Source organism: Chitinophaga sp. MM2321, assembly GCF_964033635.1.
Classification (GTDB): domain Bacteria; phylum Bacteroidota; class Bacteroidia; order Chitinophagales; family Chitinophagaceae; genus Chitinophaga.
Window position 1 is genome coordinate 1,375,896 of sequence record NZ_OZ035533.1, and the last position, 13,560, is coordinate 1,389,455.

Annotated in this window: 16 protein-coding genes; 13 read left to right on the plus strand and 3 right to left on the minus strand. The window is 43.7% G+C overall.

Features of this window, described 5'->3' with window-relative positions:
- Window positions 1-71: 71 nt before the first annotated feature.
- The 5 genes from ABQ275_RS05195 (at window position 72) to ABQ275_RS05215 (ending at window position 4,243) form a co-directional block, all read left to right on the plus strand.
- Window positions 72-929, plus strand: a complete 858-nt coding sequence (locus ABQ275_RS05195; protein WP_012793808.1) for an RNA polymerase sigma factor RpoD/SigA — start codon at window positions 72-74, stop codon at window positions 927-929.
- Between the two features lie 154 nt (window positions 930-1,083).
- Window positions 1,084-1,962 (plus strand): DUF4249 domain-containing protein, encoded by an 879-nt coding sequence (locus ABQ275_RS05200; RefSeq protein ID WP_349317213.1) that lies wholly within the window; start codon window positions 1,084-1,086, stop codon window positions 1,960-1,962.
- A 17-nt stretch (window positions 1,963-1,979) separates the two neighbouring features.
- Window positions 1,980-2,930 (plus strand): thioredoxin-disulfide reductase, encoded by a 951-nt coding sequence (trxB, locus tag ABQ275_RS05205; RefSeq protein ID WP_349317214.1) that lies wholly within the window; start codon window positions 1,980-1,982, stop codon window positions 2,928-2,930.
- Between the two features lie 101 nt (window positions 2,931-3,031).
- Window positions 3,032-3,382, plus strand: coding sequence for a dihydroneopterin aldolase (locus ABQ275_RS05210; protein WP_349317215.1), 351 nt, complete (start codon window positions 3,032-3,034; stop codon window positions 3,380-3,382).
- 105 nt (window positions 3,383-3,487) lie between these two features.
- On the plus strand, window positions 3,488-4,243 hold the full coding sequence (locus ABQ275_RS05215; protein WP_349317216.1) for a hypothetical protein: 756 nt from the start codon (window positions 3,488-3,490) through the stop codon (window positions 4,241-4,243).
- A 13-nt stretch (window positions 4,244-4,256) separates the two neighbouring features.
- Here ABQ275_RS05215 and ABQ275_RS05220 read toward each other — a convergent pair whose 3' ends face one another.
- Window positions 4,257-5,588: an MATE family efflux transporter gene (locus ABQ275_RS05220; RefSeq protein ID WP_349317217.1), complete on the minus strand. Its 1,332-nt coding sequence runs from the start codon at window positions 5,586-5,588 to the stop codon at window positions 4,257-4,259.
- A 140-nt stretch (window positions 5,589-5,728) separates the two neighbouring features.
- Here ABQ275_RS05220 and ABQ275_RS05225 point away from each other — a divergent pair, with 140 nt between their 5' ends.
- From ABQ275_RS05225 to ABQ275_RS05240, 4 genes are read left to right on the plus strand one after another with little or no spacing between them, the layout of a single operon-like run.
- Window positions 5,729-6,598, plus strand: a complete 870-nt coding sequence (locus ABQ275_RS05225) for a DUF3822 family protein (RefSeq protein ID WP_349317218.1) — start codon at window positions 5,729-5,731, stop codon at window positions 6,596-6,598.
- Complete coding sequence (locus ABQ275_RS05230) at window positions 6,589-7,143, plus strand: RsmD family RNA methyltransferase (RefSeq protein WP_349317219.1); 555 nt, start codon at window positions 6,589-6,591, stop codon at window positions 7,141-7,143. Before ABQ275_RS05225 ends, ABQ275_RS05230 begins: the two co-directional genes overlap by 10 nt.
- Window positions 7,144-7,172: 29 nt before the next feature.
- The gene (gene coaD / locus ABQ275_RS05235) at window positions 7,173-7,649 is read left to right on the plus strand and encodes a pantetheine-phosphate adenylyltransferase (protein ID WP_349317220.1); all 477 of its coding nucleotides are present in this window, start codon (window positions 7,173-7,175) and stop codon (window positions 7,647-7,649) included.
- A 17-nt stretch (window positions 7,650-7,666) separates the two neighbouring features.
- Window positions 7,667-8,098, plus strand: coding sequence for a hotdog fold thioesterase (locus ABQ275_RS05240; protein ID WP_349317221.1), 432 nt, complete (start codon window positions 7,667-7,669; stop codon window positions 8,096-8,098).
- Window positions 8,099-8,102: 4 nt separating this feature from the next.
- Here ABQ275_RS05240 and ABQ275_RS05245 read toward each other — a convergent pair whose 3' ends face one another.
- Entirely contained in the window at window positions 8,103-8,729 is a 627-nt protein-coding gene (locus ABQ275_RS05245) for an NUDIX hydrolase (protein ID WP_349317222.1), read from the minus strand.
- Window positions 8,730-8,815: 86 nt separating this feature from the next.
- Here ABQ275_RS05245 and pyrE point away from each other — a divergent pair, with 86 nt between their 5' ends.
- Both pyrE and ABQ275_RS05255 read left to right on the plus strand, forming a co-directional pair.
- On the plus strand, window positions 8,816-9,451 hold the full coding sequence (pyrE, locus tag ABQ275_RS05250) for an orotate phosphoribosyltransferase (RefSeq protein ID WP_349317223.1): 636 nt from the start codon (window positions 8,816-8,818) through the stop codon (window positions 9,449-9,451).
- 51 nt (window positions 9,452-9,502) lie between these two features.
- Window positions 9,503-9,886: a heavy metal-associated domain-containing protein gene (locus ABQ275_RS05255; RefSeq protein WP_349317224.1), complete on the plus strand. Its 384-nt coding sequence runs from the start codon at window positions 9,503-9,505 to the stop codon at window positions 9,884-9,886.
- An 87-nt stretch (window positions 9,887-9,973) separates the two neighbouring features.
- Here ABQ275_RS05255 and ABQ275_RS05260 read toward each other — a convergent pair whose 3' ends face one another.
- Window positions 9,974-10,429 carry an LEA type 2 family protein gene (locus tag ABQ275_RS05260; protein ID WP_349317225.1) on the minus strand — a complete coding sequence of 152 codons (456 nt, stop codon included), beginning with the start codon at window positions 10,427-10,429 and terminating at the stop codon, window positions 9,974-9,976.
- Window positions 10,430-11,240: 811 nt separating this feature from the next.
- Here ABQ275_RS05260 and ABQ275_RS05265 point away from each other — a divergent pair.
- Window positions 11,241-11,867, plus strand: a complete 627-nt coding sequence (locus ABQ275_RS05265) for a WbqC family protein (protein WP_349317226.1) — start codon at window positions 11,241-11,243, stop codon at window positions 11,865-11,867.
- A gap of 251 nt (window positions 11,868-12,118) precedes the next feature.
- A complete protein-coding gene (locus ABQ275_RS05270; protein WP_349317227.1) occupies window positions 12,119-13,519 on the plus strand; it encodes an arginine decarboxylase in 1,401 nt (466 codons plus the stop codon).
- Window positions 13,520-13,560 lie beyond the last annotated feature (41 nt).

Below are 13,560 nucleotides of genomic sequence, written 5' to 3' on the forward strand. Positions count from 1 at the left end.
TTAATTTTCAAATTGCAAACAAAATAATTCTTTCGCTGTTATTTAATTTATAAACCAATACAATTTTTCATATGAGGCAACTTAAAATTGCCACCCAGATCACCAATCGTGATTCGCAGGCGGTAGAAAAGTACCTGCAGGAAATCTCGAAGATCCCTTTGTTAACACCTGAGGAAGAGACCGTTTTGGCGCAACGCATTAAAATGGGCGATCAGAAGGCTCTTGAAAGATTGACTACAGGAAACTTACGTTTCGTTGTTTCAGTTGCGAAGCAGTATCAGCACCAGGGGCTCAGCCTCAGTGACCTTATTAACGAGGGTAATCTTGGCTTGATCAAGGCGGCACAACGTTTCGATGAAACTAAAGGTTTCAAATTTATTTCTTATGCTGTATGGTGGATTCGCCAGTCCATTTTGCAGGCGTTAGCTGAACAGGGTCGTCTTGTTCGTCTTCCGCAAAACAAAATTGGCACTTATAATAAAGCTAACAAAGCTTACATGGCATTTGAACAGGAAAACGAGCGTGAACCTTCTACCGAGGAACTCGCAGAAATCCTGGAGATGTCTGAATCGGAAATAAACAATATTTTCCAAAGCAATACCCGCCACATGTCTCTGGATGCACCCGTGCACGAAGCAGAAGACGTTGCTATGGGGGATTTGCTCGAAGGTGGAGATATTACCGACGATGATGTTATGAGAGATTCACTTCGTGAAGAAATACGCCGGGTGTTGAAATCACTCAGCCCTCGCGAAGCAGAAATAGTGAATGCTTATTTTGGTCTGGATGGTGAAAATGGAGCAACAATCGAACAAATTGGGCAGAAATACGATCTGACCAAAGAAAGAATCAGGCAAATCAAGGAACGCGCTATCAAAAGGCTTCAGAAAGCCCGCTATAGTGGCGCATTGAAATCCTATCTCGGGTAATTAATTTCCGGTTTTGATCCGCGATACTGGTCTTTAGGTCCCGGAATCCTGCTATCAAATAATACGGAAATCTATATATCCTCTTTAAAACACCGGCTTTGTAATACATTGCCGGTGTTCTTATTTAATAAACACCCCGTATTTTTGCAGGGCCATGCGAAGCTTTCCTTTCATACTGATTATTGTGATCTTCTTTTCCGCCTGCGAAAAAGATATCAGCGTCAACCTGCAACAGCAGGAGCCGCAACTCGTTGTGGAAGGACAGTTTGAAAACGACGCGTTTCCCTTTGTGGTACTCAGCCACAGCCTTGATTATTTTTCGAAAATAGATCCTGCTGTATTACTCAACTCATTTGTACACGGTGCCACCGTCTCCGTATCCGACGGCAACAGAACAATGGCACTCAAAGAACAGGTGATCAATATCAACGGCGCAAAACTGTATGTTTATCTGCCAGACACCTCACAAATGGCCAACGCCTTCAGGGGAAAAGCAGGACTAAAGTATAAACTGAATATCAATGCTGACAATAAGTCATATGAAAGTATGACAACCATTCCGTTGGTGGCACTCAAACTGGATTCTATGTGGGCGCAACGGGTGAAGGTGAAAAGCGATACCAATAAAGCCCGCTTATGGGTGCGGATAACGGATTCGCCGGAACCAGGCAACTACGCCCGCTACCTGACCAGGCGAAATAGTGAGCTGTTTTTACCCGGTCTGAACTCCGTTGTAGATGACCAGATAGTGAACGGCACAACATTTGAAATTCCTGTAGACGCCGGCGTAGACAGAAACAAACCAATTGACCTGGAGTCTGTCGGCTATTTTAACAGAGGAGACACGGTTACGCTGAAGTTTAGTAATATTGATAAAGCCACCTATGATTTCTGGCGTACCATCGATTTTGCTTATAACAGTAATGGCAATCCTTTCGCATCTCCCATAAAGATATTGGGGAATGTTCCCGGAGCACTGGGCTACTGGGGTGGATATGCTGTAACCTACAGAACAATTATTATCAGCAAATAATTATAGAGCTAACAAGTATGGAAAACAAGCAACAAGAACATGTACATTTACTGATCATCGGTTCCGGCCCTGCCGGTTATACCGCTGCTATATATGCTGCCAGAGCCAACCTTAAACCAGTATTATACCAGGGCATCCAACCCGGCGGACAACTCACCATCACTACAGAAGTAGAAAATTATCCCGGCTACCCCGAAGGTATCCAGGGCCCTGAAATGATGGTAGACTTTGAAAAACAAGCTACCCGCATGGGTGCTGATATCCGCTATGGTATGGCCAGTTCCGTAGATTTTAGCAAACAACCTTATAAAGTGACCATTGATGAAGAAAAAGAAATTACCGCCGACGCTATCATCATTGCTACAGGTGCTTCTGCCAAATGGTTAGGCATTCCTTCCGAACAACGCCTCAATGGTAGCGGCGTTTCTGCCTGCGCCGTTTGTGACGGATTTTTCTTCCGTGGTAAAGAAGTAGCTATCGTAGGCGCCGGTGATACCGCTGCCGAAGAAGCTCTGTACCTGTCTAAAATGTGCAGCACCGTACATATGCTGGTGCGTAAACATGAAATGCGTGCTTCCAAAGTAATGCAGGACCGTGTATTGAAAACTTCCAACATCATCGTTTACTGGAACTCGGAAACAGATGAAGTACTCGGCGATAAAAAAGTAGAAGGCGTAAGAATCTACAATAATAAAACCCAGGAAAAGAAAGATGTTCCTGTCAGCGCATTCTTTGTGGCTATCGGTCACCAACCTAATTCCGGCATCTTCAAAGATTATCTTACCCTCGATGAGCAGGAGTATATCGTCACCGTACCTGGTACCAGCCGTACCAGCATCGAAGGTGTATTTGCCTGCGGTGATGTACAGGATAAAATATACCGCCAGGCTGTAACTGCCGCCGGTAGCGGTTGTATGGCCGCCCTGGATGCGGAAAGATATCTTTCGGCAAAAGAGCACCAACAATAATTATTTTGGGATTTTGGAATTTTGAGATTTAACTATTTGAATATTTTATTTCCTCAAACAAAATTCCAAAATCTCAAAATTCGTAAATCCGAAAATACTTTATGCTGACTATTGCCCTGGAACAGGCTTCCTTTCATGCTTATCACGGTTATTTCCCGGAAGAAACCATTATCGGTAATGATTTTATCCTGGACATTGCTGTTCGTATACCCGGCACCGTGCCGGTGGATGATCTTTCGGAAACTGTTAATTATCAGGGACTTTATGAAATTGCAAAAGCAGTGATGGCCGTACCTAAGCCGCTGCTGGAAGAAGTGGTATATGCATTGTCAGACCTTCTGAAAGAAAGGTATCCCGCTATACAGCAAAGCACTGTTACCCTCCGCAAAATGAATCCGCCAATGGGCGCCAGCATCCGCAATTCAATGGTGTCGCTGGAGAAAGAATATTGATGTCAAAGCAATTTTGAATGGCAGGGGGTGTTTTTAATTTGTAATTTTCGTAGATTTATATCTATAAGTTAATCAACAAATTCTCACGCTGTAAAAACCATTCCTATGTTTAAACGGATCATGGCAGTTACTTTCCTGGTGTTTGCTGTCTTTATTGCAAAGGCACAAAGTGTGGACGAAATGGTGGAACAGGCGAAGCAACTGGAATTGCAGATGAAAGAACCGGATGCCTTTGAAAAAGATAAGGAAATCCTGAAAATACAACCCGACGATATCAGGGCTTTAACACAGGCCAGCCAGCTCTGTTCCCGCATCGGCAACCGGCAGAAAAGCAAAGACGATAAAACAAATTATTTTAATCAGGCTAAAAGCTATGCCCAACAAGCATTAAAGGTAGATCCCAATAACGCGGATGCCAACAATGCCATGGCAGTAGCGATGGGCCGTATGGCACTGATATCCGGCGCAAAGGATAAAGTAGCTGCATCCAAAGAAGTGAAGAAGTATGCGGAACTGGCTATTAAATTCAATCCCGCTTTAGCACAGGCATACCATGTACTGGGGAAATGGAACTTTGAAGTAGCCAACCTCAATGCCTTTGAACGCGGTGCTGCCAAAATGCTTTTCGGTGGCCTCCCCGAAGGCTCCCTGCAAGAAGCCATCAACAACTACGAAAAATGCCGGCAGCTCGACCCTGGCTTTATCCTCAACTATTATGAACTGGCCAGGTCCTACAAAGAAAACGACCAACAGGAGAAAGCAATTGAAGTACTCAAAAAAGCACTGACACTCCGTAATATTTACCAGGACGACGCCAGTATCAAAGCAGATTGTAAAAAGATGCTGGACGATTTGCAGTAACTAGAATGATGAACTAGATAACCTTTCCTTTCCATTTCCCGCTTCTCAGATACAGGGCGCTCATACTAAAAATGAGGATCCAGTAAATAAAATCGGCTCCCCACGCCAGGTGAAGGGGACTGCGCATCCGCTCTACCACTACATCACAATAAATCAAATATCCCACCACCGCCGTGCATTCCGTAAGTAGGTTCATGCGTGTATTGCCCGTACCTGTTACACCACTCAGTACAACAGCTGCAATAGCCATCAGGATGGTGCTCAGTGTAATAACACGGATGGATGGAATTGCCGCTTCGATTAATGTAGCATCGCTGGTGTAGATATGTAATAAGGTGTAAGGAAAGATGTTTACCAGCACACATACAAACGTAGCGCAGGCAACACTGATCAGCGAAATCTTTTTAATGATAGTAAAAACCTGGTCCTGCCGCCCCTGTCCGATGAGATTACTGACCATGGTATTGCAAGCCGCTGCCAGCGCCCAGGTGAAGATGCCAAAGAAACCGAAGATGCTCCGCAACATATTGGATATAGCCAGCGGGCGCTCTCCCAGGTGTTCTATAAAAATAAAGAAGACAAACCAGCTACCGATACTGAATAAGAACTGTATAATCAGTGGCGCCGATACATTCAGTATGTTTTTGATTACATCCCAACTTGGGCGCCAGAAACTAAAAAGACTGTATTTGAGGTGATAACGGTTGATAAAGAGAATGCTGAAAGCTACCGAGCAACCGGTTACCTCTGCGATGATAGAGGCTACAGCGGCGCCGTTGAGCCCCATGGGCGCAAATCCCAGTTTGCCGAAGATAAGGGTGTAATCAAAAAAGATGTTAACCACTTCCTGGCAGAGAGAGGTGATCGCCAGTACTTTGGAATGACCGCTCCCAATATAAAATGCATTGGTCATGCTCAGTATCATAAGGAAAGGCAGCCCCCATATACGGATACGGATAAACGAAACAGCCGCTTCATAAATCTCGTGGTTATGTAAACTTTTGGAAAAGAACCAGGGAGCTACCAGGAGGGTAAGCAGGATCCCCAACAGCGTAAAAACGATACCTACCTGCAGGCCGTTGGAAAAAAGCTGTCCGATGCCGGCAAGCTGTTGTTGCCCTGCGCGCCTGGCTATCAGTACCTGTAAGCCGTTATTCAATCCGTAGGCAATCATGTACATGACCAGGTAATAGATGCCGGCGATGCCATTGGCTGCGAGTTCCAGTTCGCCCAAACGCCCCAGGAAAGCGGTGTTGGTCATATGGTTGAACTGGGGTATGATCAGTGCCAGGCATATAGGTGCAGCTAATTTAAAGATCTGCCGGTTTGTTGCTTCCAGTTGCATGAAGTGCTTATCTGTTGGTCATAAAAAACAAAGATATAGTTATATGTTTATCATCTGCCTTATATAAAACAACAAAACAGCCTTACCAATAAACTAAAAAGGTTATTATTGTAATTCATTTGAAATGTTAAACATTGCCTGTGGCTTACAACATCCATCCCGCGTTTACAGTAGATGATGAAACCTTACTGGAGACGGATCTGACAGCCTGCCATTTATTGGTGCTGGTAGGAAGCGGTACCTTCAGTTATGTAGTGTATGAACCGGTTGCCAAAAAATTTCTGGCATTGAAGTCGTATCATTTTCAGGCACAGAAGCTGGCTATAGCCGACCTGGAAATGATTGAAGAGGTGTTTGATATGGACAAGCTGCTGTTTACCGCCTTTAAATCTATCCTGCTGGCATTTGATACCGGCACCGGTGTATTGGTGCCGCAGCTCTACTACCTGCCTTCCCTGAAGAAGGACTACCTGCACGTGGTACAGCCTGAAAAGATCCAGGAAGCAGTGCTGTCTGATCTGATCCCTGCATTGCCGATGGTGAACATTTACAGCGTAGACAAAGACCTGCTGGGATTTTTACGGAAAGAGTTTTCGACTGACCTGGCCATTCATGCCAACTCGGCTTTGCTGCAATCATATCCACTGGATTTTGATTTCAACAGCGAAGAAGGAATTGCTTTCCTGGAAGTACAAAAACACAGCGTTACCATCACCGTATACAAGGGGGGTAAATTGTTGATTCAGCAGCAACATGAATATGAAGGCGGACTTGATATGGTATACCTGCTGGTGAATACCTTGCGGCAACTGGGGCTGGACGAGCAACGCGTAAAGGTAAAACTGGGCGGCGCCATCGGTACAGATTCCGGGGTATACCAGGAAATGTATAAATTTATTCCGCAGCTGGAATGGATACAAAGACTACCGGGTTTCAGCTATATTACCAAGATGCAGGAAATACCGGGTTATTATTTTCACAATTTGTATGCGTTAGCGTTATGCGTATAATCGGAGGAGAGAGTGGGGGCAGAAAGATTCAACCACCTGCAAAAATGCCTAATACCAGGCCAACTACAGATATTGCAAAAGGGGGATTGTTTAATATTATTGAGAACAACCTGGACATACCATCATTAAAAGCACTGGATATTTTTGGCGGCACCGGCAGTATCACCTACGAACTGGCTTCCAGGGGGGCTACAAACCTGACCATTGTTGAAAAAGATCCTGCTATGGCGGAATTTATCAGCAAAACAGCGAAGTTGCTGGACATCAGCACCCTGAAAATCGTGAAGATGGACGTCTTTAAATACCTGCAACAGTGTACGGAGAAATTTGATTTTATCTTTGCAGACCCGCCATACGGAATGGATACGCTGCATCAGTTGCCCGGCATTATTTTCACACAACAACTGCTAAACCCCGAAGGATGGCTGGTGCTGGAACATACACGGCAGCACGATTTCAGGGAAGCATCTTATTTCCGTTCGGAACGGAGTTATGGCGGCACAGTATTCACTATCTTTATTAACAGGGAAGAATTGAAACGCTGATCAATAAATTACTAAACCAATAAACTTCCATGAGGATCTGTTTATTTCCGGGAACCTTCGATCCCATTACCCTGGGCCATACCGATGTAATTGGCCGTGGACTGGATCTGTTTGACCGCATCGTGATAGGTATCGGTACCAACAGCAGCAAAACGCCGATGTTCACACTTGAAGAGCGGACAGCATGGATCAGGGAGGTTTATAAAAACGATCCACGGGTAGAAGTAAGTGCTTACCAGGGATTGACCATTGATTTTTGTAAGAAGATAGATGCCCGTTTTATCCTTCGCGGTATCCGCTATGTGAGCGATTTCGAATATGAAAAGGCTATCGCAGATGTGAACCGCACCATTGCCCCGGAGATAGAAACCATTTTCCTGACATGTATACCCCAGTATTCCAGTATTGCCTCTACATTGGTAAGGGATATATATAAGTATGGGGGAGATGTAAAGCCCTTCCTGCCGGAAGCAGTGCTGGAAGGCATCAAAAAGCACAAGCTATAATATTTTAAACCGTTAATATGAAAGCGATCTGGCACTCATTGAATATTTCCCTCGATCAGTTGAATGAAATTGGTGGCCCCACCATGGCTACACACCTGGGAATGGAGTTTACCGAAATTGGGCCTGATTACCTGAAGATGATGATGCCGGTTGATCACAGAACCGTACAGCCGTACGGGTTATTACATGGTGGCGCTTCTGTTGCCCTGGCGGAAACAGTGGGTAGTATGGCATCAGGACTGGTTATTGATGCTGAAAAACAGATCTGTGTAGGAATGGAGATCAATGCCAACCACGTTCGTGGTGTAAAAAACGGCTATGTACATGCCTGTGCAAAGCCGCTTCACATTGGTGCTACCAGCCATGTGTGGGATATCCGTATTACAGACGACCAGCACCGCCTGGTTTGCGTAAGCAGGCTCACAGTAGCCATCCTGGCGAAACGGTAACCGGTCACAAAATATTTTCCGCTTTGAATACTTCCCGGATGTTCTCATAAGAGTACTTCAGGTACTTATCCGCATTTTCCGGTTTAATCCATTGAATATCCTGTATATCTTCCTCTATCTGTGGGATGGTGAGTTCATTGCCGGTAAACTGCATACGATACCAGTAGGTATGTTTCAGTACCTTTTTATTTTTCAGGGGGTAGTAATGAAAGGTTTCCGTGATCTTATGTTGCAGCGTAATGTTGTGTAAACCGGTTTCTTCTGCCACTTCACGGACAGCGCAGGTTTCCAGGTCTTCACCGGGATCCTGTTTTCCTTTGGGGAGGTCCCATTTACCTCTGCGGAACATAATCAGTATTTCTCCGGCAGGGTTGGTGATTAGTCCGCCTGCGGCTACCAGTACGGTAAAATGCAGGGAGATCTTTTTAAATAACTGTTTTACATCTGCTGTAATAAAAACAACCGCTTCTTTTTTCCCTTCTTCCAGCTTTTGCAGGATCTTTTCTATTTTCTCTGCATCAGGATTCGTATAGATTTTTGCGATAGCAGTAATTTCCGGGGGTACTGATCCTGTGTTTTCACTGATGATCAGCGGGCGCTCATTCAGGTAGATGGTTATATTTGCTTGCATGCCTGCAAATGTAATAACGGGGATCATTACTTTGATGAAAACAATATGTTTTAATCAAAATAAATCATAGTAATTTTGGCGCCTGTATGAGTACAATAAGCGAAAAACAAGTTGCAGAAAAATTGCTGCAGGTGCAGGCGGTGAAATTAAGCCCCTCACAGCCTTTTACATGGGCTTCCGGCTGGAAATCGCCGATCTATTGCGATAACAGGAAGATTTTATCTTTTCCTTATGTGCGTGACTACATAAAATCGGAGTTGTGCAATGTCGTATTTGAAACGTTTCCGGATGCAGCGGTGATTGCTGGCGTTGCCACGGCGGGTATTCCGCATGGTGCGCTGATAGCGGATCAGCTGAAGCTGCCGTTTATTTATGTACGGTCCAAACCAAAAGAACATGGTATGGGTAACCGGATAGAAGGTGTATTACAGTCCGGTCAGCCGGTGGTGGTGGTAGAAGACCTGATTTCTACCGGTAAGAGCAGCCTCGAAGCCGTACAGGCTATCCGGGAAGCCGGTGGCGAAGTGGTGGGCATGGTGTCTATCTTTAATTATGGCTTTGATGTGGCCGTGAAAGCCTTTGCAGCGGCGGGGGTACCCTACTATTCCCTGAGCAATTACAATGCAATGATTGCCCTGGCTGAAGAGAAAGGGATTGTATCTGCTGATGAAATAGCCACCTTGCAGGCCTGGCGGAGTGCGCCGGATCAGTGGGGCAGGTAGTGATTGATGGATATAACTTTTTTTGTATATTCGGGTGTCAAAATCTATACTATGCGTATCTTAAAATTAGTGATGCTTTTGTTGGTGGCCAGTATGGGCATAGCAATGGCACAACAGAAAAAGAAAACGGTACTGACCGCTAAAATCAGTACGCCAACAGTACAGTGTGAGTCCTGTAAGAACCGTATCGAACGGTATATGTCGCAGGAAGAAGGCGTGGAGATGGTAAAAGTGGATTATAAGAAACATATTACCACTGTAAAATACTGGGATGACCGTACCAACATTGAAAATATCAAAACGGGTATTGCAAATGCCGGTTATGATGCGGATAATGTAACGGCTAACGAAGAATCTTACGCCAAACTGCCTACCTGCTGCAAGAAACCTGAAGATGGCGGCGGCATGGAGAAAGACAAGAAAAAGAAACACTAAATATTTGAAGGGCTGGCTGAGAAGTCAGCCCTTATCGTTTTACAAAATCCCTTCTTCCAATTAACCGGCTTCCTTTATTATTGCTTATCAGAAGAAATTTAAGGCCTGTTTCGTCTCACATTTGATAGGGAACGGGAGATACACCCCACCTTTACCTACTTTGCAATTACCGGTGGCCTTGATGGTCACCTCTTTATTGGCAAAGGCGCTAAATGCGTTTTTCAGCACATTCGCCATATTTAGCTCGAGTCTAACCGGGAAATAGAAAGTGTCCTTAGCAGGGATATAGATCATGGTGTCCTGCATGGAATGGCCTACCTGTGTATCATCAAAAAACAGGTCAAAATTGGCGTCTTTCAGCTGGAGGTTATAGTTATTTGGATTGTAATATGCCAGGGTCATTCTTACGATACTTTTGGACATACCCAGTTCATCCATCTCCAATCCGGCTACCCGCACAAATTGCAGATCCTTCATTTTCTCACAGGAACTGATGAGTCCCCAGGTTGCAAAAATTATCAATAATAAACGGAATGCTTTCATGAGAAAGTTGGCATTTGATTTTTTCAAACCCAAACCTACTGCAAAGGTTTTACTTAACAAAAGCGAGGTGCTTTATTAGGAAACATTTAACCAACCCTGACACTACTGCGCCATTCTTTTAAGTGGCGTAAAACGGGCTAAAATGGTCTTTGCTTAGGTTGCTCCCGGAGGGGAGCATATTGGTAGCCGGGAGACAATCGGGGTATCGGGTGGGTAATTCCGTGTTTTTGGATCAAGGCAAAATAACATCATTTTAACCTCCTTCCCATTTCCGGAGGCAGGAGTAATGCGTTGATTTGAGATCTCCGGTTGAGAGAATAAATGGGGAAGTGTTGCCGAAAAAGAAGCCATCATAGAGTGATGACAATTCACTTTTTTGATGACAGTCTCTTTAGAGGGGTGTATGTTTATCTTTCTTTTTGTGAGGATAGCAAACACTACCGTTTTGGATAAATTGAAGGGGGTTCTGCTGTTTCTAAATGTTGGATACTCATCGGGAATGGGAGCGGACTACATTTGTATTGCTCATAAAACAAATATAAAAAAATACATTCTTTATAAATTTCTGTTATCTTTACACTTCCTCCTCTGTTCGCTAAAAATGATCAAAAAAGCGACTAATTTCTTTAGTATTTTTGCATTAGCCTGGTCTTTTGCCGTAATCATACGACTACTAAGTTTATTAGCATATTATTAACTTTTCTATGAACTGTTAACCAGTTACTTAAAGTTAATTGTTAAGTGTTTGATCTTAAGCAACTGCACAGGTGAATGATTTGCTTTTGTATCCGCAGGTAAAAATTTTGACATTATGACAGAGAACAAAAAGGAAGGAACATTACTAATTGAGTCTCAGTTCTTTCCGCCGATTGACTTCTATAAAACTTTAATTAAACACGACATATTACAGATTGAAAAATATGAACACTACCAGAAGCTGAGTTTCAGGAACCGTTGTTATGTTGCTGGACCAAATGGCCGTATGATTTTAAGTGTCCCCCTGGCGAGAGGAAAAAATCAGCGCACGGTTATGAAGGATGTTCGGATCAGCAATGAAGAAAAATGGCAGTCGCTGCATTGGAAAACGCTCGTGTCTGCTTATCGTCGTTCTCCCTGGTTTGAATATTATGAAGCCGACTTTGAAGGGTTGTTTCAAAAGCAATATGACTTCTTGCTCGACTGGAACATGGCATGTTTTGAATGGATAAACAGCAAGCTCGGCCTTTCGGTGCCGGTTACCTTTACGGAAAGTTATCAAAAGGATGTGCCTGGTGTTACCGATGCGCGTGGTACTATTTTACCAAACGTGATTTCCGCAGAACCAACCCGTTATACCCAGGTATTTCAGGAGCGTGCCGGTTTTATTCCCGGCTTAAGTATCCTCGACCCGCTTTTTTGCGAAGGAAAACAGGCATTAAGCGTTATTAAAGAAGGTTGATTAAAACATTAAATAAATTTATTCAATGTGTTGATTTATAATTGTTTGTATATTTGTAGTGGTTTTTGCCCACTTTTAATTAACACCTCTGGAAAAAAATTACTGTAGCAATCGACAAAATATTTAGATTTGCAACCAATTTTGCTGGGTTTAGAACTGACGTAGGTGTGTAAACCAGGAGTTTCCAGCGAGGGAAAAGGAGCATTTATCCTGTAGTTTAAATTTTATTACTAAATCATTTGCAGATTTAAATGAACAACACCTACACCGACCTCGTTAAACAGACTTTTGAATTTCCCCAGGAGGGCTTTGAAGTAAAAGATAACTACCTGGAATTTAACGGTTTGGATATTAAGGCGCTGATTGACAAGTACGGGACGCCTTTTAAGTTGACCTACCTTCCTAAAATCGGGATGCAGATCAACAAAGCAAAAAAGATGTTCCAGGATGCCATTAAAAAGAACAGGTACGACGGGGACTATTATTATTGCTATTGCACCAAAAGCTCGCATTTCTCCTTTATAATGGAGGAAACGTTGAAGCATGGTGTACATATAGAGACGTCTTTTGCATACGATATTGACATCATCAATAAGTTACACGAGCGTAAGAAGATTAATAAGGAGACCTTTGTTATCTGTAATGGTTTTAAAACAAAATCTTATACCCGGGCCATCGCGCGACTGATCAACAGCGGATTTAAGAATGTTGTACCGGTACTTGATAACAAAGAAGAACTGGAAGACTATAAAAGGAATATAAGAATAAAGGATAAAGTGAAACTGGGTTTGCGTGTAGCAGCAGAAGAAGAGCCCAGCTTTGATTTTTATACTTCCCGGTTAGGTATTCCTCCCCGTGATATCCTGGAGTATTATGTAGATAAGATCAAGGGTAATGAGAAGTTTGAGCTGAAAATGCTGCACTTCTTCATGAACAAGGGGATTAAGGATGATATCTACTACTGGAGTCAGTTTAACCGGGTGATCAACCTTTACTGCCAGCTGAAGAAGATTTGTCCTGAGCTGGATAGTATTAATGTGGGTGGCGGTTTTCCGATTAAGCACTCCCTGGGTTTTGACTACGATTACAATTACATCGTCAATGAAATTGTAGCCAATATCAAAAGCATGTGTAAGAAGAATAAGGTACCTGTGCCGAATATTTACACAGAATTTGGCTCTTTTACAGTGGGAGAAAGCGGTGCAGTGATTTATAGTGTGATAGGTGAAAAGATGCAGAATGACCGGGAATCCTGGTATATGATTGATAGCTCTTTCATTACCACGTTGCCGGACACCTGGGGGATCGGGGAGAAGTTCCTGATGCTACCTATTAATAAGTGGGATCAGGAATACCAGGAAGTTCACCTGGGCGGCCTCACCTGCGACGGATATGATTTTTATACATCTGAAGAGCATATAAACGCGGTATTTTTGCCGAAACAACAGCCTACGGGAGAACCACTATATATTGGCTTCTTCCATACAGGCGCTTACCAGGATCAGCTGAGCGGGTATGGTGGTATCAAGCATTGTCTTATACCTTCGCCCAAGCATGTCATCGTGGGGTACGACAAAAACGGCCAGTTGAAAGATTGGTTATACGCAAAGGAGCAAACAGCTCAGAGCATGTTGAAGATTTTGGGTTATTAAAAAAATGGGTTAGTAATCCTACTGGAAGCCCCCCGATTTTT